Source organism: Pseudarthrobacter sp. NPDC092202 (assembly GCF_044755505.1).
GTDB lineage: Bacteria > Actinomycetota > Actinomycetes > Actinomycetales > Micrococcaceae > Arthrobacter.
In genome coordinates this window covers 195,719-221,065 of record NZ_JBIVRG010000004.1, presented here as the reverse complement: position 1 = coordinate 221,065, position 25,347 = coordinate 195,719, and the positions used below count along the sequence as shown (strand labels likewise).

At 67.4% G+C, this 25,347-nt stretch carries 22 protein-coding genes; 10 read left to right on the top strand and 12 right to left on the bottom strand.

Going from position 1 to position 25,347, the window contains the following annotated elements:
* The first annotated feature begins 41 nt into the window (after positions 1-41).
* Together ACIQF4_RS09165 and ACIQF4_RS09160 are read left to right on the top strand one after the other, a co-directional pair.
* The gene (locus tag ACIQF4_RS09165; protein WP_350002955.1) at positions 42-734 is read left to right on the top strand and encodes a GNAT family N-acetyltransferase; all 693 of its coding nucleotides are present in this window, start codon (positions 42-44) and stop codon (positions 732-734) included.
* 66 nt (positions 735-800) lie between these two features.
* Positions 801-3,176 (top strand): DEAD/DEAH box helicase, encoded by a 2,376-nt coding sequence (locus tag ACIQF4_RS09160; RefSeq protein WP_400514995.1) that lies wholly within the window; start codon positions 801-803, stop codon positions 3,174-3,176.
* A gap of 10 nt (positions 3,177-3,186) precedes the next feature.
* Here ACIQF4_RS09160 and ACIQF4_RS09155 read toward each other — a convergent pair whose 3' ends face one another.
* The 7 genes from ACIQF4_RS09155 to ssd form a co-directional block, all read right to left on the bottom strand.
* Positions 3,187-3,618, bottom strand: coding sequence for an Rv3654c family TadE-like protein (locus ACIQF4_RS09155; protein WP_400514996.1), 432 nt, complete (start codon positions 3,616-3,618; stop codon positions 3,187-3,189).
* Complete coding sequence (locus ACIQF4_RS09150; protein ID WP_350002960.1) at positions 3,615-3,938, bottom strand: TadE family type IV pilus minor pilin; 324 nt, start codon at positions 3,936-3,938, stop codon at positions 3,615-3,617. Before ACIQF4_RS09150 ends, ACIQF4_RS09155 begins: the two co-directional genes overlap by 4 nt.
* A 284-nt stretch (positions 3,939-4,222) precedes the next feature.
* The gene (locus tag ACIQF4_RS09145; RefSeq protein WP_400514998.1) at positions 4,223-4,570 is read right to left on the bottom strand and encodes a DUF4244 domain-containing protein; all 348 of its coding nucleotides are present in this window, start codon (positions 4,568-4,570) and stop codon (positions 4,223-4,225) included.
* A gap of 140 nt (positions 4,571-4,710) precedes the next feature.
* Positions 4,711-5,328 (bottom strand): type II secretion system F family protein, encoded by a 618-nt coding sequence (locus ACIQF4_RS09140; RefSeq protein ID WP_350002964.1) that lies wholly within the window; start codon positions 5,326-5,328, stop codon positions 4,711-4,713.
* Positions 5,325-6,092: a hypothetical protein gene (locus ACIQF4_RS09135; RefSeq protein ID WP_400515000.1), complete on the bottom strand. Its 768-nt coding sequence runs from the start codon at positions 6,090-6,092 to the stop codon at positions 5,325-5,327. Before ACIQF4_RS09135 ends, ACIQF4_RS09140 begins: the two co-directional genes overlap by 4 nt.
* Positions 6,089-7,489, bottom strand: a complete 1,401-nt coding sequence (locus ACIQF4_RS09130; RefSeq protein WP_400515002.1) for a TadA family conjugal transfer-associated ATPase — start codon at positions 7,487-7,489, stop codon at positions 6,089-6,091. The genes ACIQF4_RS09135 and ACIQF4_RS09130 overlap by 4 nt, the downstream gene beginning before the upstream one ends.
* The gene (gene ssd / locus ACIQF4_RS09125; RefSeq protein ID WP_400515179.1) at positions 7,486-8,550 is read right to left on the bottom strand and encodes a septum site-determining protein Ssd; all 1,065 of its coding nucleotides are present in this window, start codon (positions 8,548-8,550) and stop codon (positions 7,486-7,488) included. The genes ACIQF4_RS09130 and ssd overlap by 4 nt, the downstream gene beginning before the upstream one ends.
* Before the next feature lie 309 nt (positions 8,551-8,859).
* Here ssd and ACIQF4_RS09120 point away from each other — a divergent pair, with 309 nt between their 5' ends.
* A complete protein-coding gene (locus ACIQF4_RS09120; RefSeq protein WP_400515003.1) occupies positions 8,860-10,578 on the top strand; it encodes a bifunctional 3'-5' exonuclease/DNA polymerase in 1,719 nt (572 codons plus the stop codon).
* A gap of 171 nt (positions 10,579-10,749) precedes the next feature.
* Positions 10,750-10,941, top strand: coding sequence for a DUF1508 domain-containing protein (locus tag ACIQF4_RS09115; protein WP_350002971.1), 192 nt, complete (start codon positions 10,750-10,752; stop codon positions 10,939-10,941).
* Positions 10,942-10,943: 2 nt separating this feature from the next.
* On the opposite strand, the gene ACIQF4_RS09110 is transcribed toward ACIQF4_RS09115, so the two are convergent.
* From ACIQF4_RS09110 to ACIQF4_RS09100, 3 genes are all read right to left on the bottom strand, one after another.
* Positions 10,944-11,621 carry a CoA pyrophosphatase gene (locus ACIQF4_RS09110; RefSeq protein WP_350002973.1) on the bottom strand — a complete coding sequence of 226 codons (678 nt, stop codon included), beginning with the start codon at positions 11,619-11,621 and terminating at the stop codon, positions 10,944-10,946.
* Positions 11,618-12,415, bottom strand: coding sequence for an endonuclease III (gene nth, locus ACIQF4_RS09105; RefSeq protein WP_350003058.1), 798 nt, complete (start codon positions 12,413-12,415; stop codon positions 11,618-11,620). Before nth ends, ACIQF4_RS09110 begins: the two co-directional genes overlap by 4 nt.
* 68 nt (positions 12,416-12,483) lie before the next feature.
* Positions 12,484-13,893: an NADH-quinone oxidoreductase subunit J gene (locus tag ACIQF4_RS09100; RefSeq protein ID WP_400515006.1), complete on the bottom strand. Its 1,410-nt coding sequence runs from the start codon at positions 13,891-13,893 to the stop codon at positions 12,484-12,486.
* Between the two features lie 411 nt (positions 13,894-14,304).
* Here ACIQF4_RS09100 and acs point away from each other — a divergent pair, with 411 nt between their 5' ends.
* Both acs and ACIQF4_RS09090 read left to right on the top strand, forming a co-directional pair.
* Positions 14,305-16,338, top strand: coding sequence for an acetate--CoA ligase (gene acs, locus ACIQF4_RS09095; protein WP_400515181.1), 2,034 nt, complete (start codon positions 14,305-14,307; stop codon positions 16,336-16,338).
* 104 nt (positions 16,339-16,442) lie between these two features.
* Positions 16,443-17,231 (top strand): DeoR/GlpR family DNA-binding transcription regulator, encoded by a 789-nt coding sequence (locus ACIQF4_RS09090; protein WP_400515009.1) that lies wholly within the window; start codon positions 16,443-16,445, stop codon positions 17,229-17,231.
* Positions 17,232-17,240: 9 nt separating this feature from the next.
* Here the strand turns inward: ACIQF4_RS09090 and ACIQF4_RS09085 are convergent, their stop codons facing one another.
* A complete protein-coding gene (locus ACIQF4_RS09085) occupies positions 17,241-18,272 on the bottom strand; it encodes a LacI family DNA-binding transcriptional regulator (protein WP_400515012.1) in 1,032 nt (343 codons plus the stop codon).
* 1 nt (position 18,273) lies between these two features.
* Positions 18,274-19,479 carry a Gfo/Idh/MocA family protein gene (locus tag ACIQF4_RS09080; protein ID WP_400515015.1) on the bottom strand — a complete coding sequence of 402 codons (1,206 nt, stop codon included), beginning with the start codon at positions 19,477-19,479 and terminating at the stop codon, positions 18,274-18,276.
* Positions 19,480-19,694: 215 nt separating this feature from the next.
* Here ACIQF4_RS09080 and ACIQF4_RS09075 point away from each other — a divergent pair, with 215 nt between their 5' ends.
* The 4 genes from ACIQF4_RS09075 to ACIQF4_RS09060 all read left to right on the top strand — a co-directional run bounded on the left by ACIQF4_RS09075 (position 19,695) and on the right by ACIQF4_RS09060 (position 25,329).
* The gene (locus ACIQF4_RS09075) at positions 19,695-20,636 is read left to right on the top strand and encodes a sugar ABC transporter permease (protein WP_350002983.1); all 942 of its coding nucleotides are present in this window, start codon (positions 19,695-19,697) and stop codon (positions 20,634-20,636) included.
* 10 nt (positions 20,637-20,646) lie between these two features.
* A complete protein-coding gene (locus ACIQF4_RS09070; RefSeq protein ID WP_350002985.1) occupies positions 20,647-21,573 on the top strand; it encodes a carbohydrate ABC transporter permease in 927 nt (308 codons plus the stop codon).
* A 44-nt stretch (positions 21,574-21,617) separates the two neighbouring features.
* Positions 21,618-22,958: an ABC transporter substrate-binding protein gene (locus ACIQF4_RS09065; RefSeq protein WP_400515017.1), complete on the top strand. Its 1,341-nt coding sequence runs from the start codon at positions 21,618-21,620 to the stop codon at positions 22,956-22,958.
* 166 nt (positions 22,959-23,124) lie between these two features.
* A complete protein-coding gene (locus tag ACIQF4_RS09060; protein WP_400515019.1) occupies positions 23,125-25,329 on the top strand; it encodes an alpha-galactosidase in 2,205 nt (734 codons plus the stop codon).
* The last annotated feature ends 18 nt before the right edge of the window (positions 25,330-25,347 follow it).

Genomic DNA, 25,347 nt, shown 5'->3' with positions numbered 1-25,347 from the left:
GCCCCCTGTTGCTGGGGACCGGGCTCGAATAGTCTCATGCCATGAGCCCGGAAACCATGATTGAAGACATCACTGGCCTTCTTGAGGTGTGGGTGGCGGGCTGGGCCGGTTGTCGCGGCTACCGTACATCCACCGAGGGCCGCTTCCCCGCTGTGCTCCGCGCAGATACCAGCGGCGACTGGGAATTCTTCGCCTCGGAGCCCACGGACGACGAGTTCGCAGCCCTCGCCGCGAAGACGGCCCAGGCACCCGCGCGGGTCCTCACCATCCTTACCAATGACATCGCCCGGTACTCCACACTGGCGGCGCGGCACGGCCTGAACGTGACCTCGAGCTCGCAGGCGATGATGATCGTGGACATGGAAACCCAGGATGCCGAAGATCCCTGGCTCTCCGACGACGACCTCACGCACACAGCCTGGGAGCGGGACGGCGTGCATTACGCCGAGGTCCGCTCCGGCGACGCTTTGGCGGCCAGCGGACGCGTGTTCGTGGTGGGGGAAACCGCGGTGTTCGACAAGATCATCACCGAACCGGCTTTCCAGCGCCGCGGCCTGGGCAGTTTCATCATGCGGGCCCTGGCAGCCCAGGCCTTCGAGCACGACGTGCAGGAGGGCCTTCTCCTGGCCTCCGCTGATGGCCGGAAACTGTATTCCCATCTCGGCTGGACCACCGTTTCCAGTGTGCTGATGCTCTCCGCGTCCCATGACGGTTCGGACCTTTCCCTGAGCTGATCCCTCCTGTTTACCCCCATGGCGAACCGGGGCCGCCAAGGCCCCACCGGGTGAAACAATGTGGGGGTGAACCCCCATGACTCCCTGATTCCCCTGCTGGGCCGCGGCCCGGACCCGGAACAGCTTCGTCATGTGCGCACCATCCCGGCCCGCGAGGCCGAGCATGAGCCGTGGCCCGCGTGGGTGCATCCCGACCTGGTTGCAGCGTACGCATCACTGGGCATCCAGGAGCCCTACCGGCACCAGGTGGAAGCCGCCGGCATTGCGCACGGCGGGGAACACGTTGTGGTGGCCACCGGCACCGCGTCAGGGAAGTCCCTGGCGTATCAACTGCCGGCGCTCGATGCCATCCACCGCTCTGAACTGCGCGTCCTGGCTGACCCGGGGAAAATCCACGACGACGGCGCCGTCACCTTGTACCTCTCCCCCACCAAAGCCCTTGCCGCGGACCAGCTCAACGCCATCCGCGCGCTGAGGCTGCCCACCGTGCGGGCCGAAACCTACGACGGCGACACCGACCCCGCGTCCCGGCGCTGGATCAGGGACCACGCCAACTTCATCCTGGCCAACCCGGACATGCTGCACTTCGGGATCCTTCCCAACCATGCCTGGTGGGCCGGGTTCTTCCGCCGCCTGCGCTACGTGGTCATTGACGAGGCCCATAGCTACCGCGGCGTGTTCGGCTCCCACGTGGCCAACCTGATGCGCCGGCTGCGCAGGATCTGCGCCTACTATGGAGCGGGCGCGGCCCATCCGGGGCCGGTGTTCATCGCGGCTTCCGCCACAGCCTCGGAGCCTGAGATCTCCTTTGGCCGGCTCATCGGCGCCCCGGTCAGGGCGGTGTCCCGTGACGGCTCTCCCCACGGCTCCACCACCGTCGCCTTCTGGGAACCCGCGCTGACCGAGGTACGGGGCGAGAATGGTGCCAGGGAGCGGCGGACTGCGGTGGCTGAAACCGCGGACCTGCTGGCGAACCTGGTATCAGCCCGGACCCGGACCATAGCGTTCATCAAATCCCGGCGCGGGGCGGAAACCATCTCCTCGATCACCAAACGCCTCCTGGATGAGGTGGACCCCAGCCTGCCCCAGCGGGTTGCCGCCTACCGTTCCGGATACCTGCCCGAAGAACGCCGCGCGGTGGAACGGGCCCTGCGTTCCGGCGAGCTCCTGGGCGTTTCGAGCACGTCAGCGTTGGAGCTGGGAATCGATATCTCCGGCCTCGATGCGGTCCTGGTGGCAGGATGGCCCGGCACCCGGGCTTCCCTGTTCCAGCAGATCGGACGGGCCGGAAGGGCGGGCCAGGATGCGATCGCGGCCTTTGTTGCCAGCGATGACCCGCTGGACACCTTCCTGGTCAACCATCCGGAAGCGATCTTCGACGTGTCCGTGGAAGCAACAGTCTTCGACCCCTCCAATCCCTACGTGCTGGGACCCCACCTGTGTGCCGCGGCTGCGGAACTTCCCCTCGGCCCCGCGGAACTCGGCCTGTTCGGCGCCACCGCTGAATCCCTGCTGGACAAGCTGGTGGCACAGGGCTACCTCCGGCGGCGGCCGGCGGGCTGGTTCTGGACACACTCCCAGAGCGCGGCGGCCATGGTGAACCTGCGGGCCGACGGAGGCGGGCCGGTGAGCATCGTGGACTCAGAGACCGGGTCCCTCCTTGGAACGATGGATTCCCCGCAGACCCACTACCAGGCCCACACCGGCGCCGTTTACATCCACCAGGGTGACAGCTATGTGGTGGAGGACCTGAACGAGGATGACCACTGCGTGATGGTGCGCCGGGCCAATCCCGACTACTACACCACTGCCCGGGACGTGACCCAGATTGAGGTACTGGAGACCCAGCGGACGGTGGAGTGGGGTGACGTATCGGTTCACTTTGGCGACGTCAAAGTGACCACCCAGGTTGTCTCCTTCCAGCGCAAGGCCCTGATCTCCAACGAGATCCTTGGGGAAGAGCCGCTGGAACTGGGCGCCCGCGAGCTCTTTACCAAGGCGGTCTGGTTCGTGGTGGACAACCGCTCCCTTACAGGCGCGGGCCTTATCGAAGCCCAGTTCCCCGGAGCCCTTCACGCGGCGGAGCATGCAGCCATTGGGCTGTTGCCCCTGGTGGCGTCCAGCGACCGGTGGGACATCGGCGGGGTGTCCACCGCCCTGCACGCTGACACCGGGGTGCCCACCATCTTTGTGTACGACGGGCACCCCGGCGGCGCGGGCTTTGCCGAGCGCGGTTTCGACAAGGCGAAGGTCTGGCTGACAGCCACCCGTGACGCCATCAAGGCCTGCGAATGTGATTCCGGATGCCCTTCCTGCGTCCAGTCACCCAAATGCGGAAACAAAAACAACCCGCTGGACAAGTCGGCCGCTGTCTCCCTCCTTGACGTCCTGCTCAAGAACGCCACCGAAGCCGGCGTCTTGGGCCTGGAAGTGCAGCACTGAACCGAACGGGCTACGGTGGAGGACCCGCCAGGGAGCGCCCGTGGGCCGCCCCGAACACCGTCCTTTCCACCAGCTCGGTCCTCACCTCGACAGTCTGGCCCGCGCCTTCCGTGCATCCCATGACGGCGGCCCCATGCCGGGCAGCCACCTCGGCCGCGACGGTGCAGGGTTCCCCGGCAGCAAGGCCCCGAAGGGCGTCAGCCGCCGCCAGTGCTGCAAGGTCCGCAGCGGCTGCGGCCCTGCTGGCCAGGACAGCTGACTGCGCCAGCAACAGCATCAGAGCCATGGCCATCATCACCACCAGGGCCAGGCCGACCGCCAGGACGGTCCCCGAACCGCGTTCCCGGTGGGTGCCAGCTGGATCTCTCCTCCGGCCCGGACCGGACCGCCTGCTGTGGAGCGTCCGAAGCCTGCCGGTTCCAGGTGCCTTGCCGTGCGTCATCCGGCAGCCTCGCTCCGGGTGGAGGCCCGCGCCGTCAGGAGCCACGGGATGGATGCACCGAGGGGACCGCCCACCCGGTCGGTAACGGTGACATGCAGCCACTCCCCGTCAGCCGAAACCGCCGCGGAGGCCGACCCTCCGGACAGGGTCCGGACGATCCTTTCCACGGTGGCGGAGTCGTCACCGCGGGCAAGTGCCCGGGCGCCGGCACGCGCTCCCTCCTCCAGCCGCAACTGCGTGACCCCGGCGGAGGCACCTGCCAGCAGCATGGCCAGCAGCAGCAGGACCGCAGGCAGGGTGACGGCAAACTCCGCCGTCACCGCGCCGCGCGAACCCGTACAGTCACGCGGACCCGCCACGGGTCCGCACGAGCCCGTCACAGCGTGCCGCCGGCCCTGAGCCACACGGCCTCCAGAGCGGCTGCAGGCCCGCAGGTCCGGCCGGCGCGTGCCCGTCACGGCGGGCGGGCATGTGGCGGACGGAGCGTCGGCGGGCGGGCATGTGGCGGACGGGCAGGTACCGGACGGACCCGTGCCGGAAAAACGAGTGCCGGAAAAACCCGGGTCGGAAAAACCCGCGGCCCAGAGCGCTGCCGGCGCCCCTGTCACGGCAAAGCCAACGCGGTGCGGATCAGGGTGAGCAGGAAGCCGCGGACCTCCTCGCTGCGGAGGATGAAGACCAAAAGACCGGCAAAGCCCACTGCGGCGAGGGTGGCTATGGCGTATTCGGCCGTTGCCATCCCTGCCTCTGACCCGAGGAGCCGGACCCGGCTTTTACCGGTTCCTGGCGAGCCCGCGCCCGGATACAGTTCCATGGCATTGGCGGGCAACGGGCTGCGGCCTCCGGAGCTGATGCCGTGGCGGGAGAAGCTGCGGTGTTCCCGGGAGGCGGGACGGGCAGCCGCGGGCGCCGCAGCTCCCCCAGCGTAGTGGCGGCGGTAATGAGTGGACATGTGGTCTTTCCTTCCTTTGGGCCGGTGCTTTTCCCGGCTGTTCTGACTCTTCCGGGCCTGGCCTGAAGCGGTAAGCCCCGGAAGTTCGTAAGTGGAAAAGCGTTAATGGTTCTCCCTTGTGGAGGAGAAGATACGGGTGCCTAGGACCCGGAAGGCACCAGGGCCAACAGCACGGGGACCACTCCCAGGCAAATAAAGGCCGGAAGGGAACAGAGGCCCAGCGGGACCACCAGCTTCACGCCCAGTGACGCAGCGCGTTTCTCTGCTGAACGGAACCTCTCCCGGCGGAGCCGCGCCGCCTGCGCATAGAGAATCGCCGAGGACGGGGCGCCGGTCAGCGCCGCGAACCCCAGCGCGTCCCGGAGTTCCAGGACCTCGGGGAGGCGGACCGCACTGCTGCGCCATGCGGTTTCCCAGTCGGCGCCGATTGCCAGTGCCGCGACAACCGGCCGAAGGGCACCGCTGTACTTTCCGGAAGCCGAGGCGGCCACCAGTTCGAGTGACCGGCCTATGCCCGACCCAGCGTCCAGCATGGCGGCCACAAGCTCCAGCATCATGGCGCTATCCCTCAATCCTTCGGGCGCAGGTCCGGGCACGTGCCCACCGTTGCCGGCGGAGGCCTTCGCACTGCGGCCCGTTGCCCCGGAGGACAGGTTGAGGAGCCGCTTCCGTGGCCTGCCCCGCCCGCTGCCGGCAAGGGCTGCTGCCGCGGCGAGTGCAAGGAAGAGCGCGAGCGCTGCGGCGGAGGGCTGGGTCATGGCGCTCCAGCCCCTGCTGCCGCCACCAGCCGTGCCGACCACACCCGTCCGGCCACTGTCAGGCCTGCGCCGGCTGCGAGCGCAGCGAGGCCCCACGGTGTTCCAAGCAGGATGGCGAGTGGGTCCACTCCCAGGGCGATTCCCAGGCCCAGGCCCATCAGCGGCAGCCAGGTGAGCAGGCTGACGGTGGCCTTGGGCCCGGCCAGGGCGGTCTGGCGGGCGGCATCGGCGTCGTCCTCCACTTCAAGCTGCGCGGCGAACCTGGTCAGTACGTCTGCGAGCGGGCATCCGCTGGCTTCAGCGATATCGAAGCAGGCCGCGAGCTCCGCCCAGATGCGGGACTCCCTGTCCCTCCGGGGGAAGGCGAACGGCGAGGCCCGGCGGATGGCTTCCGAGACGGGTACGCCACGGGATGCCGCAGCGCGAGCCGCGGCCAACATGGCGCTGGATCCGGAGGACAGGCCCTGCGCCGGGGAGCCGGAAGAACCATAAACATCCCAGATCTCCTCCCAGAGCCGCGCAGGCGTGCGGCCGCCTTTGAGTAGTGCGGCGAGTTGCTGCACAACAAGGGTCATGCGTGCCGCAGGCTGTCCTGCTCCCTTCCCTGCACCCCGGCGGCGCCACGACAAGACGCTTCGCCTGGGCGTTTCTGGGCCCGGAGTCGGGCAGGCGGCACCGGTTCGGCGCAACCTGGCGGGGGCACCCAGCGGCGGTGCGGCCAGCAACACGGCAGCCAGTCCCAGGCAAACGACAAGGGGGATCATACTGGCAGTCCCGGGCGAAGCCCCAAGCGTGCCGCAAGGGCCGTCCAACCAGGGCCGGCGGAGACTTCACCGTCAACACATTCCAGGGCAGGCTCGACGGTGAGTCCGCCGGGCCCGTCCCCGATCAGGCCCACGCACGCCACAGCCCGGCCCAGGGGCGTCCTGTCAACGTGGATGACAGCGTCCAGCGCGCTCGCTGCCTGAAGCCGAACGCCGTCGGAGTTCATCCCCGCGAGCGCACCGAGCGCCGTGAGCCGGGCCGGAACGGCAGCGGCGGTATTGGCATGGATGGTTCCGCCCCCTCCGCTGTGTCCGGTGTTCATGGCAGTAAGCAGCTCCCGGACTTCGGCACCACGGCATTCACCCACCACCAGCCTGTCCGGCCGCATCCGCAACGCCTGCCGGACGAGATCCCCCAGATCCACTTCGCCGCCACCTTCCAGGTTTCCGTGGCGTGACTCGAGGGACACGGCATGCGGATGGACAGGGTTCAGTTCCGATGCATCCTCAATGAGGACCAGCCGCTCTGCGGGGCTGCACAGGCCGAGCAGCGTGGAGAGCAGGGTGGTCTTGCCGGACCCGGTGGCCCCGCTGATGAGGAAGCTCAACCTGCGCTCCACCACCTGTTCCAAGACGGTCTGCAGTCCGGAGTTGAACATGCCGGCCTCCCGCAGCTCATCCATCGTGAATACACGTTCGCGCCGGATCCTGATGCTAAGCAGCGTCCCTGCCGTGGAAACGGGCGGCAGCACGGCGTGGACGCGGTAACCTCCGGCCAGCCGCACGTCCACGCAGGGTGAACCGTCATCAAGGCGCCTGCCGCCGGCCGCCACGAGCCGGCAGGCCAAGGCCCGGAGCTGGGCCTCATTGTCGTAGGCCACGGGCACACGCTCGATGCCGCGGCCCCTGTCCACCCACACGGACCCGGGAGCATTCACAAAGATGTCCGTAACGGCAGGGTCCCGGGTGAGGGCCTGCAACGGCCCCAGGCCGTTCAACTCGGCGCTGATCCGCTCCACAGCGGCCAGTGCCCCCGCCGTACCCAAGAGCTTCCCCGTGGCCTGCACCGCCGCCGCCACCCGCGAGGGCGTCACCGCCGCTGCGTCGGCCATCATGGACTCCCGCACAGACTCAAGGAGTCCCAGGTCAACAGCCTGGCGTTCACCTGTGCGGCGCTCGCGGCGGCGCCATTCACCGGGGCCGGGCTCACCCGGGCGCCCGCCCTCCTGCCGGCGACCGTCGCGCCCAAGACCGTCATGCACAAGACCGTCGTGCAGGAGATTGTCTTGGCGCGCACTCTCGGGCCGGGGACTGTCCGGGCGCGTCTCCAGGATCCGCGCCCGCCGCCGCATCCCCGGCTCAGGTCCCGGTCCCCCGGCGCTGGCCTGGTTGCTCATTCAGGCTCTCCGGAAGCAAGCCCGTCGCCAAGGAGGTCCAGCACGGAAGCCGCAAAATGCCGGACGGCCCGCCGCTTTCCCAGCTCAAGGAGGCGGCCCGATTCCATGGCAGCAACGACTCCCCGCAGCTCAGGGATCCGCGCCTGGACCGGAATGCCGATGGCCTCGGCAATCAGGGAGCCATCCAGGGCTGCGCCTGGACGGCCACGGACCAGGAGGGACGCCTCGACCGGGGGAAATTCCTGGAGCAGCCGCACGGCGGCCACGGCAGCCTTGAGCTGGGCCGGAACCACCATGGCGATCCGATCGCAGTCCCAGGCGAACGTATGGATGCGATCGGATCCCCGGCCAATGTCCACCACCACCAACTCATATCCGCGGCGGGCAGCATCAAGGATGCCCGCGGTGGCGGCAGCGCCAACGGGCACCGGCTGCTCCCTGCTGGCAGGCCACGACAGGAACGAGAAACCGCCCGCAACAGGCAGGGAGTCCGCCAGCTGTATGGGATCGATGCTGCCCCTGGCCTCGGAGAGGTCGGGCCAGCGCAAGCCGGGGTCCTCCTCGGCCGCGAGCGCAAGTTCCAGCCCGCCGCCCCAGGGATCGCCGTCCACCAGCAGTACCCGGGCTCCAAGCCCGGCCGCCGCCTGCGCGATCCAGATCGCTGCAGTGGTGGCCCCGGCTCCGCCGCAGCCGCCGGTCACTCCCAGGATTACCCCGCCGGGACCGGGTGACCGCGAGCGGCTGAGATGGTCGGCAAGCCAGGTTGCAGCATCGGGAAGGACAGCCACCCGTTCCGCTCCGAGGACAACCGCGAGATGCCACAGGCTGTCGCCTTCACCGTCAAGCCCCACCAGCACAGCGGGCGCCCTGCGGCGCGGCGGAAGCTCCCGGATGTCGCTTCCCACCAGCACGGCTGCCGCCCCGTCCCAATACCTGCCTCCCTCTGCTGCAGTGGCTGCAACACGCAGCTGGGCCCCTGCAGCCGCCACGATCCGCTCCACCTCTGCGCGAAGGACTGAGGAGGACGTCACTAGCAGGATGTCGTCACCGCCATCCGGCAGCCATGCGTCCCCGTCACCGTCCGCAGCGCCCACCGGCCCGGCGACACCATGCCGGGAGCGTCCCGGCGGGCCTGCCCCGGCCGGGCTGCCGGCGGCATCCGTCGGGGACGTGCCAGGGTAAACCGGGCCAGGGTGGGACGGGCCGGGGTTGGCCGGAATCAGCTGGTGCCTGCTCATACAGCCACTCTCCGCCCCCGGAAGAGAGCGGGTAAGGGTTCCAGGCCCGTATGTGGAAAACAAGGTTGAGCCAGGCGGGCAAGCCGAGGCATCCCGGCAGGGACAACCCCGGAAACAAGGCAGAATGGGACCATGTACCTGCTGCTCGCCGCCCACCCCCACGGCGCGGCACTGCAGGAACTCACGCAGGCTGGACACCCAGTCCCGGCCACGCCGGAACCGCGGCTGATCAGCAGCGGCGAGCTGGCCGCCGTCGTGCGTGACCTCGAAAACCGCCGGCCAAACGGGCAGCCGCCCCGTTGGATCTGGCACCGCACCCAGGACTGGTATCCGGCCCTGCTGGCGGCCGGCGTCGAGCTGGAGCGGTGCTATGACCTCAGCCTCTGCGGCAACATCCTGGCCGTTTCCACGTTCACCGCCCATACGGACTATGCCAGGAACGCGGAACGGGTGGTGGTTGAGGATCCGCTCCTGCCGCCCAGGACGCTGCAGCCGCCGCCTCCCCCGGCAGACCAGGGTGCCCTGTTCGATGCCCCCGGGTCCCGGCCGGAAATCCTCCGCAGCCCGGAAGAGCTTCGTGCTGAATATGCTGCCCAGCAGGTGGCCCTGGCCTCGGTCAGTCCGGAGGAGAACCGGCGCAGCCGCCTGCAGCTGCTGTTGGCAGCCGAGTCCGCTGCTGCCATGATCGCCGCCGAGATGCAGCATGCCGGCGTCCCTTGGCGCGAAGACCTGCACGGGCAGATCCTCGCAGACCACCTCGGCCCGCGCCCGCCCATGGGCCACCGCCCCGCCAAGCTTGAAGCATTGAACCAGGAACTGCGCGGGCTCCTGAACTCACCCGCGCTGAATCCGGACTCCCCCCAGGACCTGATGCGCGCCCTGCACCGCAACGGGATCGAGGTCAAGACCACCCGGAAGTGGGAACTGAGGGAATCCACCCACCCCGCGATCGGGCCGCTGCTCGCCTACAAGCAGCTCTCCCGCCTGCATACAGCCAACGGCTGGGCATGGCTTGACGCGTGGGTGGACGGCGGCCGTTTCCGGCCCGAGTATGTGGTGGGTGGCGTGGTTTCCGGCCGCTGGGCTTCACGCGGCGGCGGCGCCCTGCAGATTCCGCGCCAGATCCGCGGCGCAGTCCACGCCGATCCCGGCCACAAGCTCATCGTGGCGGATGCCTCCCAACTGGAACCGCGCGTCCTGGTGGCCCTCGCACGTGACCCTTCGATGGCCGAGGCTGCAAGGAACCAGGACCTGTACGCGGGCATTGCAGCGAAGGGATTCGGCGGAGACCGGGCGAAAGCGAAGATGGCCTTGCTGGGGGCCATGTACGGCGCCACCTCGGGAGAGGCCGGCCGCCTCATGCCGCAGCTAGCAAAGACTTTTCCCAGGGCTGTGGACTTCGTTGAGCAGGCGGCACGCACGGGTGAAGCCGGAGGGACGGTAACCACCCGGCTGGGACGGAGCAGCCCGCCGCCATCGGAGCGGTGGTTCCAGAGCCAGCGGTCAGCTTCTGCCGAAGAGCAGCGGAGGGCGGAATCGATCGCCCGCTCACGTGGCCGCTTCACTCGCAATTTCGTTGTCCAGGGTTCGGCTGCGGACTGGGCTGCGTGCTGGCTGGCGGAATTACGACGGCGGCTGCGCACCCTCCGCAGCGACGGCCACATCAACGCTGAGCTCGTCTTTTTCCTGCACGACGAGGTGATGGTGCATGCGCCGGCGGAGGCGGTGGACGCCTGCATCGCAGCCATTGAAGAGGCGGCCAGCGCAGCCAAGGAACTGCTGTTCGGGCCCATCCCGGTGGAATTTCCCGTCAGCGTGGCCGTCGTTGATTCCTACGACAACGCGAAATAGCCGCCGCGACAGCCTGCCCGCTGCGGCCGCACCCCCTGCACCGACCCGCAAGGTAACCTACCCGGGAGTAGCTCGCCAGAGGCTCGTGACGCAGGCTACAGTCTTTGTGACGACTGAGGCAGATCGGTCACCAGCTGATGCAACGAAGCATTCCAGGGGAGGTCCCGGCTTATGGCGGGCAGGTTTGAAATTCACCGAGTAGGCGACGAGTCGTACAGGCTGCGGCTCACTGACGCAGAGGGCAACACCGTTGCCGTTTCACCCAAATTCAAGTCCGTCAACACATTGCTTGAGGGTATTAAGGCCGTCCGGGAGAACGCAGCCACCGGTATTGTGGTGGATCTCCGCCAGCAGCAAGCCTGAGGCTAAACACCCATCCGGTGGAGCCGGCTCCGGTCCCACGGAACGGCCCACCCAAGCTGTTCGAACAACCCGTTCAGGACAATCCCGGTAAAACCCCACACCACCACGCCGTTCACTGTGAAGGCAGGGCTGTCGAAGCTGCGCCCGGCACGGTGGACGGTTGCCATCACGCGGTTGTCCGGGTCAAGCAGGTCACGGACGGGCACCCGGAACACTTGTGCTGATTCGGCGTAGTCCACCACACGGACAGGTGACGGCGAGCGCCACCAGCCCAGCACCGGGGTGACCAGGAAGTTGCTGTGGGCGAGGCCCAGCTCCTGCAGGGTGCCAAGGACCTCCACACCCCCTGAATCGAGGCCGGTTTCCTCTTCGGCTTCGCGCAAAGCTGCCTGAACCGGCGTTTCCCGGGCGTCAATGGCGCCGCCCGGGAACGCCACCTGCCCCGGATGGGACCCCAGGGTATGGGCGCGCTCCAGCAGGAGGACATCAAGGTCGGCCGGCGCCAGCGGTTTGCCCGAGACGGCAGGGACGTCGTCAAGCGTGCCGAAGAGCATCAGCACCGCCGCCCTCCTGGCCTGTTGGGCATCCACCGTCAGGGCCGCCCAGAGGGGATCCGGTGCGGCAGCAGTCCCGGACTCCGCCCGGCGGGCCAGTTCCAGCAGGTCCTCGCGCGCGCTCACGGGGCAGTCCCCTGCTGGGAGGCCATCCGGATTTCGGCTGCCCTGTGGGTCTCGGCCAGCAGCTGCTCCAGGAGCGCTTCGCGGCCAGGCGCGAGCTCGTACTTCAGCAGCTTCACAGCCTTGGCCGGATCCGTTTCGCCCAGCCCGAAGCTGGGGCACCATGTGGCCACGGGGCAGGCTCCGCAGGCCGGCTTCCGTGCGTGGCACACCCGCCGTCCGTGGAAAATCACCCGGTGGGACAACATGGTCCAGTCCTTGCGGTCGAAAAGCTCGGCCACGTCATGCTCGATCTGGACGGGATCGTCCGACTGCGTCCAGCCGAAGCGGTTGGCCAACCGGGCAAAGTGGGTGTCTACCGAGATGCCGGGGATGCCGAAGCCGTTGCCGAGCACCACGTTGGCGGTCTTGCGTCCCACGCCGGGCAGCGTGACCAGGTCCTCCAGCCGTCCCGGCACCACCCCGTTGTATTCGTCCACCAGGCGGGTGCAGAGGGCAATGACGTTCCTGGATTTGGCCCGGAAGAACCCGGTGGGCTTGAGGATTGTCTCAAGCTCCACGGGATCGGCCTCCGCCAGGGACCGCGCGTCCGGGTAGCGGCCGAACAACACCCTGGTGACCTGGTTGACGGTGACATCCGTAGTCTGGGCCGAAAGGACAGTAGCCACGAGCAGTTCGAACGGATTGCGGAAATCAAGCTCCGCGTGGGCGTAGGGGTATTTCTCCGCCAGGGCCCTGTTGATCCGCCGTGCCCGCCTTTTCAGGGCGAGCACGGATTCGGAGGACACCACCGGCATGCCGGCAGACTGGCCGGCGGATGCCGTGGCTCCGCCGGCCCTGGGCGCCCGGGCCTCGGCCATGGACGTCAGCCGCGCTCGATGTTGCTGAGGTCCCGCAGGACACCCAGCCGCCCGTCAGTGTGCTGCACCAGGAACTCATGCCCCCGGTCTTCGAGGGCAAGGACCCAGCCGCCGGGTTCGATAACGAACGCCGGAGCCCCCGAGCGCGGATCGTAGGCCGTCCGGTGCTGCGCGACCGCAAACCAGAAAGCCTCATGGATGGGCTGTTCCTCCGATTCATCCGGACGGGTTGAGGGATCCACCGTGGCACCGATGGGCTCCTCCGTGCGGACCTGCTGGTGCACCGCGGTGGCAGGGGTCGGCTCCCAGCCGCTGCGCGCGGCCTGCCCTGAGGCGGCAGCGCCCTGGCCGGACGGGGCAGCCGGATGCGTGCCGCCGTCGTGGTTCGGCATGGCATTGTGATGCGCTGCGGAGGTGGCGCCAGCGGCTGCCGGAACATCCCCCAGCCGGGTTTCCTCGGCGGCGGGCGTGGAGGAGGGGCGTACGACGTCGGCCGCCTGGGTTGCGGGGCCCGCGTCGCCTGCAGGTGTCCAGTCGGATACCTCGGGAGCGGTGGAGACAGGCGCAGCAGCAGTGGGGACAGCTGCCGTGGCGGGGGCATGGGCTGCCGCGGCCCCTCCGCCGGGACGCTGTGAAGCCTGCTGCACCACCGGATCCTGATGGCGCTGTGATGCCGGCTTGTCAGCTGATCCGGGCTGGACCGCCGAGGATCCTGCGCCTGCACCGCCGAACAGCCCTGCGCCGGACAGGATCTTCGAGCCGGGTTTGGAGTCTTTCGAACCCGGTGCGGCCTCTGCCTTCGGCTTCTTGGGGGCGCGGGGCTTCTGGACAGGAACAGCGGCCTCACGGGCCACTATGTGCGCAAGCACTTCGGCCCGGTCCTGGAAATCAGTGGACAGATACGGCAGGAACCGGCCCAGTACCGTCGCCGCGAAGAGGACGAGGGAGCCGATCAGGCCCACCAGGAGGCTGGGCACGTACGCCCCCGCCACGGAGACAAAGAAGAACGCAACGGCAAACGAGGCCACCACTGATCCGAACTGGTCGATGGACAGGGAGCCGATCCGGATCTTCGTGGCCGGGGACAGCCTGCGGGCTGCAAAGAGCGCACTGACGATCAGGGGCAGGATGATGCCCAGGCCCAGGAAGAACAGGTTGTTGAGGTTCCACAGGTTGTACCGTGCGCCGAAGATCGGCAGCAGGGAGGCAACAAAAAGGATCAGCGTGCCGCCGAAGACTGTCAGGTCCCGGATGGTGAACGGACCCAGCACTGCCTCGTTGGCGGTGGAAGCCTTGCCTCCGGCGGGGGCCTTGCCCGCGGCGGCCTGGGAGCCTGGCCCTTCAGCGGTTCCGGTACCGTGGCCGGAACCTGCCGTGTCGGGGCCGGTCTTCTGGCCGAAGCTTTGCTGGTTCATTCTGCTCTCCTTAGCGTGGCGGCACCGGGCCCTGTCTGGTCCCGACATCGTGCCGTCTTGACAGCCGTTCCGGGCAGGCCGGGCCCTTGAAGCGCCCGGCCAAAACGGTCCGAAGTGAAGTCACAATTCCATCCCAGCCTAGTCAAGGGCCACGCTGATCACTAGCTGGGCACGTACTGCGGGGCCGGGACCAGGCAGCCATGGAAAACCATTCACCGCTTAATAAATGCCGTTCACGGGCTGCCATGTGACACCGCCCACATCACCGCCAGCCAAAGCATTAGTCTTGATTCCGGAACAGCTCTTTGCGGAATGTCCGTGACCAGCCGGGGCCCGTCGTCGTGCAGGCGGCGGAGCCCGGCCGGCGGTGGACATCCCGCCCAGCAAAGATCGATGAATGATGAGGTTCACATGTCCCAGGACACTACAAGCGCCGTCGTAGACGCTTCCGCAAGCGCAGGGCACGGTTTAGGCACGGGAGCTGATAAGGGCGATGCCTTTGAAAACCTGCTGCATGAGACCCGCAAGTTTGCGCCTTCGCCCGAGTTCGCTGCTGACGCCGTCGTCACTGCCGCGGAGTACCAGGAGGCCAACGCCGACCGGCCCGCGTTCTGGGCGAAGAAGGCCCGTGAGCTCCTGACCTGGAACAAGGACTTTGACCAGGCGCTGGACTGGTCCAACCCGCCGTTTGCCAAGTGGTTCGTGGGCGGGGAGGTCAACGCCGCGTACAACGCGCTGGACCGGCACGTGGAGAACGGCCTCGGCGACCGGGTGGCCATCTATTTCGAGGGTGAGCCCGGGGACACGAGCACCTACACCTATGCACAGCTGACCGAAGAGGTGAAGAAGGCCGCCAACGCCTTCGAGTCCCTGGGTGTGGCCAAGGGCGACCGCGTTGCTGTGTACCTGCCGATGATCCCCGAGGCCGTCATCACGCTCCTGGCCTGCGCCCGGATCGGGGCCGTGCATTCGGTGGTGTTCGGCGGTTTCTCCTCCGAGGCGCTCCGCTCACGGATCGACGATGCCGAAGCCAAGCTCGTGGTCACTGCGGACGGCACCTACCGGCGCGGCAAGCCCAGCGCCCTGAAGCCCGCCGTCGACGAAGCGTTGGCCCACCAGGGAGACGGAGACGGCCACACGGTCCAGAACGTGGTGGTAGTCAAGCGCAACGGCCAGGACGTGGACTGGCACGAGGGCCGGGACCACTGGTGGGCCGACACCGTGGGCGCCGCCTCCGCCGAGCACACCGCCGTGGGCCACGACTCCGAGCACCCGCTGTTCATCCTCTACACCTCCGGGACCACGGGAAAGCCCAAGGGCATCCTGCACACCACCGGCGGGTACCTCACCCAGACCGCCTACACCCACAAGGCCGTGTTCGACCTGCACCCCGAGACGGACGTGTACTGGTGCACGGCCGACGTCGGCTGGGTCACCGGCCACTCCTACGTCGCCTACGCGCCCCTCATCAACGGCGCCACCCAGGTCATGTACGAGGGCACTCCGGACTCCCCGCACCAGGGCCGCTGGTGGGAGATCATCGAGAAGTACAAGGTTTCCATCCTCTACACCGCCCCCACCGCAATCCGGACGTTCATGAAATGGGGCAGGGAGATCCCGGACAAGTACGATCTTTCCTCCCTCCGGGTCCTCGGCTCAGTGGGTGAATCCATCAATCCCGAGGCCTGGATGTGGTACCGGAAGGTCATCGGCGGGGACAAGACCCCCATCGTGGACACCTGGTGGCAGACCGAGACCGGCGCGCAGATGATCGCGCCGCTCCCCGGAGTCACCGCCACCAAGCCGGGCTCAGCCCAGGTCCCGCTGCCCGGCATCGCCGTGGACGTCGTGGACGAAATGGGCGAATCCGTGCCCAACGGCCATGGCGGCTTCCTGGTGATCCGGGAGCCCTGGCCGGCCATGCTCCGCGGCATCTGGGGCGATCCGGAACGCTTTAAGGACACCTACTGGTCCCGGTTCGAGACCATGTATTTCGCCGGCGACGGTGCAAAGAAGGACGAGGACGGCGACATCTGGCTTCTGGGCCGCGTGGATGACGTCATGAACGTCTCCGGGCACCGGCTTTCCACCACCGAAATCGAGTCCGCCCTGGTGTCCCACCCCGCCGTGGCCGAGGCCGCAGTCGTGGGTGCCGCGGACGAAACCACCGGCCAGGCCGTCGTCGCGTTCGTCATCCTTCGTGGTGACGCCGTGGATTCCGGGGACGCAATCGTCCAGGAACTCCGGAACCACGTGGGCAAGGAAATCGGGCCCATCGCCAAGCCGAAGGCCATCCTGGTGGTCCCGGAACTGCCGAAGACGCGCTCCGGCAAAATCATGCGCCGCCTGCTCAAGGACGTCGCCGAAGGCCGCGACCCCGGCGACGCCACCACCCTGTCCGATCCCACCATCATGCAGCAGATCGCCGTGTCCCTAAGGAAATAGGGGAACAGGAGGAATCGACGACGGCGGCGCCTGGCTCACAGCCGGGCGCCGCCGTCGTCGTATGCTGGGAGCAGACACGCCCCCTGCCCTAAAGGATCGCCCTGATGCTCGCCGTCGCACGCCACCAGGCCATTTTGGACGCTCTTCAACGCGAAAGGGTTGTCCGGGTCTCCGACCTGGCCCAGCAGCTGGGCGTGTCCCTGATGACTGTCCGCCGCGACATCGAGGCGCTGGAGGAAGGCGGCCGCCTGGAGCGCATCCACGGCGGCGCCAAAATCCCGGGCGATACCAGCACCCACGAGCCCGGCTTCGACCTCAAATCCACGCAGCTGACGGTGGAAAAGCGAGCCATCGCTGTGGAGGCGGCCTCGCTGGTGCAGGAAGGCATGGCCGTGGGGCTCAGCGCGGGAACCACCACCTGGGCCCTGGCCAAGGAACTCGTGAACGGCCCGCAGATCACGGTGGTCACCAACTCGGTCCGCATCGCAGACCTCTTCCATCACGCGGCAACGGCCGGCTCCGCCCGGTACGCCTCCACGGTGATCCTCATCGGCGGCGAGCGCACGCCTTCCGATGCCTTGGTGGGCCCCATTGCCACCGGCGCGCTCAAGCAACTGCACCTGGACGTGCTGTTCTTGGGCGTCCATGGCATGGACGCCGACGCCGGTTTCACCACGCCCAACCTGCTCGAGGCGGAAACGGACCGGGCCTTTGTTGCCGCCGCACGCAAGACTGTGGTTCTCGCCGACCACACGAAGTGGGGCATGCTGGGCATCAGTTCCATCGCCTCACTGGACGAGGCGGATGAGGTGATCAGCGATTCCGGACTCGGTCCCGAAGCGCAGCGCGTCCTGCAGGAACAGGTCGGCCAGCTGCGGCTCGCTGCCGTTTAAGAGGCGCCCCTAGGGGCAGCCGCAGGACTGGCGGATGTGCAGTGTGGTGGGGAAAATGCGGTGGCGTGGCGTCTCGCCGCGGCTGGCTCCCACCAGTGCCGCCACCGCAGCCTCGGCCATGGCAGCCACAGGCTGCTCGACCGTAGTCAGCGGGGGCCAGGAATATTCGGACTCGGCAGAACCGTCAAAGGATGCCACCGCCATCTCGCCTGGGACGGACAGCCCCGCCTCGTGCACGGCGCGCAGCAGGCCGATCGCCTGCATGTCGGAGGTCGCGAAAATGGCCGTGGGCCGGTTCACCGATGCCAGCAGCCGCTGGCCGGCAACATAACCCCCGGGGCGGGTGAAGGAACTGTACGCAATGGGGCCCTCCGGCAGGCCCGCGGCCTGCAGTGCCTCCCGCCAGCCCACTTCGCGGCCGTCAGTGGCGCCGGAGACGTTGGTACCCATGGCGAGGCCGATGTTCGTGTGGCCGTGGCCGATGAGGTGTTCCACAGCGATCCTTGCGCCGGCTGCGAGATCAACGCCGATGCTGTTGAAACCGGGGGCATCCTGTTCCTGGTTGAGCAGGACCGAGGGGATCTCGGCCGTTTCGAGGACTTCCAGGTCGGGTTCGAAAAGGACACTGGCCAGCAGCACGCCATCTACCTGCCGCGCGGCGAGGTTGCGGATATTGCGCCGCTCCTTGGCCAGGTTTCCGTCCGAGTTGCCCAGCACCAGTGCGTATCCCAAGGCGGCGGCGGCGTCCTCCACGGCGTGGGAGAACAGCGCGAAGAACGGGTTGGAGATATCCGGGACCACGAGTCCAAGTGTCTCACTGGAGCCCAACTTGAGCGCCCGGGCCGCAGCGTTGGGGCGGTAGCCCAGGACCCGGATGGCATCCTGCACCTTGGCTTCGGTGGCAGGTGCCACCTTCTTGGGCCCGCCGTTGACAACATAACTGACGACGGCGGTGCTGACGCCGGCATAGCGCGCAACGTCCTTGCGGGTCACGGGGCCGGATCGCGTCGGATGCACTGCCGGGGTAGTCATGCTGTTCATGTTACGTACTGGCACCCGGTGCATCGCCGAAGTCACGGATGGGAAGCCGTTCGCCGTTTCGGAGTGCCGACTGGTGCGCCACAATGCCGGGGAGGGTAAACCGTGCGGCAAGCCAGGCGTTCACGGGCGGAAGGGTGCCGTTGTTCACGGCTGTCACGAAGTCGTCCACCAGGAAATGGTGGCTGCCCTCATGCCCGTTCGGCGCGCCCCGGAACTCCTCCGGCAACCGCCCGGGTTCGTGGACCGGTGCCAGGCCGGAGACGAAGGCGTCCCTCAGCTCCGGTGCAACGTTCGCAAGGGAGGGGTCATCGAGGGGGATGCTGGGCCGCGTCTCCATCTGCTCGGAGACGTCATGGACGTTCTGCTTGTCCTGCCAGACGGAGACCTTTGCCAGCTGTTCAAAGCTGGCCTCCGTTCCAAAGAACCGGAACCGCGATTCGCGGATATGTGAGGGGTAGCCAACCCGGCGCATCTCGTTGGTGCGCATCACGCCGCCGTCGTTCAGTTCAAAGAGGGCGGTGGCGTTGGAGAAATCGTTGCCGAACATGCTGACGTCCTTGTCAAAGACCCCGTCATCGCGGTCATCCTTGACGCCGACGCAGCTGACGCTCACAGCGTGGGCGGGCACGGCACCGAGCACCCCGCCAACGGCGTGGGTGGGGTACAGCATGGGCGGGTAGCTGGCAGTTTCCTTCCAGCGCTCCCCGCCGCTGTACTGGTAGGCCTCGTAGAAACCCAGGTCCATGTCATGGACGTAGTCGCCTTCGGCGTAGAAGATGCGGCCGAACTTCCCGCCGGCAAGCTGCTTGCGCGCATAGACGGTGGCGGGGTTGTAGTAGCTGGTCTCCCCCATCATGTACACCAGCCCGGTGTCCCGGACGGCCTGGATGATCGCGGCGATCTCTTCTTCCGAAACGGCCATGGGGACGGCTGAATAGACGTGCTTGCCGGCGCGGAGGGCCCGCTCCACCAGGGGACCGTGCGTCCAGCGCTGGGTGAAAATGGCCACGGCGTCAACGTCGGAGGCCAGCAGCTCCTCGAAGCTACCCTTGACGCCGGCAAGGCCGTAACGGTCCACTGCCTCTGCTGCCCGCTCCGGAAGCTCGTCGGCCACGTACACGGCACTGGTGCCGGGGTGGAGGTTGAACAGGTGGGCGAACTGGCTGCCGAACTGGCCGGCTCCTACTACGCCGAGTGAAAACGTCATTGTTTGCCTTCCGTTGGGGGCTGAAGAGAGGACACCGGGCAAGCGCTGTCCCCCATGAGCTCCAGTGTTGCAGCTGCATCTACTCGAGTCAACAAGTACGCAGGCTTAGTAATCCCTTGCGATAGGAAGCAGGCGTAACCTCTTGCCGTCCATAATCTACTCGTGTAGATTACAGACCAGTTGTTACCCCCATCACAGTCAGGAAAGGGTCGAAGATGACCACCCTTGCCAAACACTCCAGGTCCGCCTCTGCGGCGTCGGCCTCCCCGAAGCCGCAGGGAAGCCACCGCCGCCTCGGGGACCTCAAGATCGCACTGCTGTTCATCGCGCCGGCAATGATCGGATTCATCGCCTTCTACGTCGTCCCCACCATCCGGGGCATCTACCTCAGCTTTACGGAATACAACATCCTGGGCGACCCGGAATGGATCGGGCTGGATAACTACACAGCAATTGCCAAGGATCCGCTGTTCTGGAACTCGCTGGCCGTCACCGGGCAGTACGTGTTCCTCAACATCCTCCTCCAGACGGCCCTTGCCCTGGGCCTGGCCCTCCTGATGCACAACGTGGCCAAGTCCACCATCATCCGGGGCACGCTGCTCCTGCCGTACCTGATGTCCAACGTCATCGCCGCACTGCTGTGGTTCTGGATGCTGGACTACCAGATCGGCGTGGTGAACCAGTTCATCGAGTGGAGCGGACTGCCCCGCGTCGCGTTCTTCGGCAGCGAGGCATGGGCCATCCCCACCCAGGCACTGATCAACACCTGGCGCCACATGGGCTACACGGCCCTGCTGATCTTCGCCGGCCTCCAGGCCATCCCCAGCCACGTCTACGAAGTGGCCAAACTGGACGGCGCCTCGGCGTTCCAGACCTTCCGGAAAATCACCATTCCGCTGCTGCGCCCGGTCCTTGTCCTGGTCCTCGTGGTAACCGTCATCGGCTCCTTCCAGGTGTTCGACACCGTTGCCGTGACCACCGCGGGCGGCCCGGTCAACGCCACCCGCGTCATCCAGTACTACATCTACCAGCGGGCGTTCACCGAGTCTGACTTCGGCTACGGATCCGCCATCGCCGTCATTCTCTTCCTCATCCTCGCCCTGGTGGCCTTCATCCAGATGAAGTTCCTCAAGGGCAACGAATCGGACCTGGACTAAGGAGTCCCGCATGAGCACCACCGCAAGCCGCGCACCGCTGCCGGCCGCAACCCGCCGCCGTCGTCCTTTCAATGCCCGCCGCGCCGGCGCCTGGGCACTCCTGGTCCTCGCCATCGCCGTCTCCGTCCTTCCCTTCCTGTGGGTGCTGCGCACGGCGCTGTCAACCAACAATGCGCTGGCCGCCAACGCCACCAGCCTGCTCCCGGCAGAGTTCACCCTGGGCGCCTTCAAACGGGTCTTCGGGCTGCAGTCCCCGGCGGAAGCCGTGGCCGAGGGCGGATCCGGCGCCGCCATCGACTTCTGGCTTTACCTGCGCAACTCGGTCATCTTCTCCTCCATCACCACCGCCGGCGCCGTGTTCTTCAGCGCCATGGCCGCCTACGCCTTCTCCCGGCTGCGCTGGAAGGGCCGCAACGCCGTGTTCAGCCTGTTCCTCGGCACCATGCTGGTCCCGCCGATCTTCACGGCCCTGCCCAACTTCCTGCTCATCAAGAACCTGGACCTGCTCAACACCATGCTCGGCCTGGTCCTGCCGTACGTGTTCATGACCCCCTTCGCCATCTTCTTCCTCCGGCAGTTCTTCCTGAACATGTCACGGGAGGTGGAGGAGGCTGCCATGCTCGACGGCGCCAAGCACCTGAGGATCTTCTTCCAGATCGTGCTGCCCAACGCCGCCGCCCCCATCGCCACGCTGGCGCTGCTCACCTTCATCGGCCAGTGGAACGAATACTTCTGGCCCCTGCTGGTGGCGTCCCAGGACGACGTCCGAGTCCTGCAGGTAGGCCTCGGCGTCTTCAAGTCCCAGTCCCCGCAGGGGGCACCGGACTGGTCCGGCCTGATGGCCGCAACCCTCATCTCGGCCCTCCCGGTCCTGATCCTCTTCGCCGCGTTCGGCAAGAAGATCGTCAACTCCATCGGTTTCTCCGGCATCAAATAAGCAATCCATCCCAGCGAACTCCACCACGAACGGAAAGTAGAACCATGAAGAAATCCCTCGGCGCCGTTGCCGTTGCCGCAGCTATGGCACTCTCCCTCTCTGCCTGCAGCGGATCCTCCTCCTCCGAAGAAAGCGCCACGGGCGAGATCAGCTACTGGCTGTGGGACGCCAACCAGCTCCCCGCCTACCAGCAGTGCGCCGACGACTTCGCAAAGGCCAACCCGGACATCACGGTCAAGATCACCCAGCGCGGCTGGGACGACTACTGGAGCACCCTCACCAACGGCTTTGTTGGCGGCACCGCGCCGGACGTCTTCACCAGCCACCTGGGACGCTACGGCGAACTGGCTGAGAACAAGCAGCTCCTGGCCATCGACGAGGCCGTCGAAAAGGACAACATCGATCTCTCCGCCTACAACGAGGGCCTCGCGGACCTCTGGGTGGGCCAGGACGGCAAGCGCTACGGCCTGCCCAAGGACTGGGACACCATCGGCCTGTTCTACAACAAGGCAATGCTCAGCGCCGCCGGCATCACCGAGGACCAGATGAAGGACCTCACCTGGAACCCCGAGGACGGCGGCAGCTACGAGAAGGTCATCGCCCACCTGACCGTGGACAAGAACGGCAAGCGCGGCGACGAGCCAGGCTTCGACAAGAACAACGTGGACGTCTACGGCCTGGGCCTGAACGGCGGCGGCGACTCCTCCGGCCAGACCGAATGGAGCTACCTCACCAACACCACCGGCTGGTCCCACACGGACAAGAACCCGTGGGGCACCAAGTACAACTACGACGATCCCAAATTCCAGGAAAGCATGGACTGGTTCGCCGGGCTGGCGGACAAGGGCTACATGCCCAAGCTTGAGACCACCGTCGGCGCGAGCATGGCAGACACCTTTGCTGCCGGCAAGTCCGCCATCAACGCGCACGGCTCCTGGATGATCGGCCAGTACACCGGCTACAAGGGCATCGAGGTGGGCATCGCCCCCACCCCGGTGGGCCCCGAGGGCGAGCGCGCCTCCATGTTCAACGGCCTCGCGGATTCCATCTGGGCAGGAACCGAGAAGAAGGACGCCGCCCTCAAATGGGTTGAGTACCTTGCCTCGGCCGAGTGCCAGGACGTCGTAGCCTCCCAGGCAGTGGTGTTCCCCGCGCTCAAGGCGTCCTCGGACAAGGCAGCGGAAGCGTTCCAGGCCAAGGGTGTTGACGTCACCGCGTTCACCGAGCACGTCAAGAACAAGACCACGTTCCTGTACCCCATCACGGACAACACCGCAAAGGTCAAGGGCATCATGGAGCCCGCCATGGACGCCGTCGTCTCCGGCAAGGCACCCGCCAGCTCGCTGACCCAGGCCAACGAACAGGTCAACGCCCTCTTCAAGTAGGCCCCGGCCCCCACAACGTGGCTGCGTTTGTGGTCGCAGCCACTGGACTGGATGCCGCCGTCCCCTCCTCGCGGCGGCGGCATCCGGCCCCTCTCCCCTCCCTTGGCTTGAAGCGCCAGACGCTCCAGCGCCTTCAGACATACAGCATGATGACGAAAGAGATCCTATGGACCCCCTCCACCTCCGTTCCGCCGGTACCAGCCTGGTGATCAGCTTCGACAGCGGAGAGGCCGAGGTGGTCCATTGGGGCGCTGACCTGGGCCCGGCCCTGCCGGACCTGGCCATCCTGGCCGCCCCGGTCCCCCACTCCGCCATCGACGCACGGGTCCCCGCCGCCCTCCTCCCCCAGGCGTCATCCTCCTGGCGCGGCCGGGCCGCCCTGCGCGGTTCCCGGACGGCCGACGGCGTCTCCGGCCTTGATTTCTCGGCCCGCCTCCGCGTTGTGACAGCAGGCGCCGACGGCGGCTCCGCAGTCATCGTCCAGTCGGACCCGGACGCCGGGCTTACGGTCGAGTCCACCCTCAAACTTCACGACGGCGGGCTGCTGGAAATGCGGCACACCGTCACCAACGACGGCACCACGCCGTACCGGCTCGACGAACTGGCGACCGTCCTCCCGGTGGCGCCGGACGCCGTCGAACTCCTTGACCTCACCGGCCGCTGGTGCCGGGAACGGCACCCGCAGCGCCGTGCCATCCAGCAGGGCACCTGGGTCCGGACCGGCCGGCACGGGCGCACCGGACACGACTCCTCCCTCCTGTTCGCCGCCGGCACCGCCGGTTTCGGCAACCGGCACGGCAAAGTCTGGGCCACCCACCTGGCGTGGAGCGGCAACCACGAACAGTTCGCGGACACCATCGGCGACGGCCGGACCATGATCGGCGGCTCCGAGCTCCTGGGCCCCGCCGAGGTCATCCTCGAGCCCGGTGGCAGCTACACCACCCCGGCACTGTTTGCCGCCTACTCCGACCACGGCCTGGACGGGATCACCGACGCCTTCTACAGCTGGTTCCGGTCCCGCCAGCACCACGTGCTGCCTGCTGCCTCCACCGGCCTGCCCGCCGGGAAGCCGCGCCCCGTTGTGCTCAACACCTGGGAGGCGGTGTACTTCGACCACAACCTGGACACGCTGATCGAACTGGCTGAGTCCGCTGCCGACCTTGGCGTGGAGCGCTTCGTGCTCGACGACGGCTGGTTCCGCGGCCGCCGGGACGACCAGGCCGGCCTTGGCGACTGGTACGTCGACGAGACCCTGTGGCCCAAGGGGCTGACTCCGCTGATCGACGCCGTGACCTCCCGCGGCATGGAGTTCGGGCTGTGGGTGGAGCCGGAAATGGTCAACCTGGATTCCGATATCGCGCGGGCGCACCCGGACTGGATTGTTGGCCCGTCAGCGGTCCAGCACAAGGACGGCGGGCGCCTGCCCCTGGAATGGCGGAACCAGCACATCATCGACCTGGTCAACCCTGACGCGTGGCAGTACATCTACAGCCGCGTCGACGCGCTCCTGCGCGAGAACAACATCAGCTACCTCAAGTGGGACCAGAACCGGGACCTGCTGGAGCACGGCCATGCCGGCCGCTCCTCCGTCCACGAACAGACCCTCGCCGCGTACAGGCTGTTCGACGAACTCCGCAAGGCCCATCCCGGCGTCGAGATTGAATCCTGCTCATCCGGCGGCGCGCGCGTGGACCTGGGCATCCTGGAACGCACAGACCGGATCTGGGGCTCGGACTGCAACGATGCGCTGGAACGGCAGACCATCCAGCGCTGGACCGGGGCCGTCGTCCCGCCGGAGCTGGTGGGCAGCCACATCGGGCCCACTACCTCGCACACCACCGCCCGCACCCACGACCTGTCCTTCCGTGCCATCACCGCGCTGTTCGGCCACTTCGGCATGGAGTGGGACATCCGCGGCGTCCAGGGCAAGGACAGGGACGAACTCAAGCGCTTCATCAACCTGTTCAAGAAACACCGTGGACTCCTCCACAGCGGACGCCGCGTCCACGCGGACGTGGCAGGCGATGCCCTGCTGCTGCACGGCGTCGTCACCGATGCGGCGGAAGGCACACCTGTGGCGGCAGGCACGACGGCGGCCCTGTTCGCCCTGGTCAGCACCCGCACCTCCGCAGCGGAGGAACCAGGCCGGATCGGTATTCCCGGGCTGGAGGCAGCGCGAGGATACCGGGTCGAGGCGGTCTTCCCCACCCCGGAAGACGCCGATTACGTCCATAACTACACCCAGGTGCAGCCGCCGGCGTGGCTGGCTGACGGCGCGGTGGCCACCGGGCGTTTCCTGGCCGAGGTGGGCCTGCCCATGCCCAACCTCAACCCCGAGCACGCGCTGCTGCTGAAGTTCACGGCCCTCTAGGACCCCGGCCCGGAGTCC